The organism is Pseudoalteromonas sp. T1lg24 (assembly GCF_002964745.1).
GTDB classification, from domain to species: domain Bacteria; phylum Pseudomonadota; class Gammaproteobacteria; order Enterobacterales; family Alteromonadaceae; genus Pseudoalteromonas; species Pseudoalteromonas spongiae.
The window spans coordinates 1-287 of record NZ_PQCB01000029.1; the positions used below are offsets into that span (position 1 = coordinate 1).

General features: G+C 38.7%; 1 pseudogene. It reads right to left on the minus strand.

Annotated features, from left to right (window positions below):
- A pseudogene (locus C2M30_RS12305) lies at positions 1-256 on the minus strand (IS110 family transposase); the annotation flags it as partial.
- Between the last annotated feature and the right edge of the window lie 31 nt (positions 257-287).

Genomic DNA, 287 nt, shown 5'->3' on the forward strand with positions numbered 1-287 from the left:
CATAACAGCAATGGCCAAGAGAAGTAATTAAGCGGTAAATCCAGTAACCACAAGGGCCAGCTTCATAAACGAAATGCAGAGTTGCATGAGTGTATTTTGACTCAAACTGACGAATGAGCTTCTTTATGGCTAATTTGGCTGAAGATATTCGTCCAAAGTGAATAGGTTGTGCGCCCCGATTATCTTCAATGTATGCTACTTCCACAAACTCTTTATGAGTATCTAAGCCAATGAAAAGTATGTTATGTTTAGTCATGCTAGCCTCCGCTATTTAGTTATTTGACAAA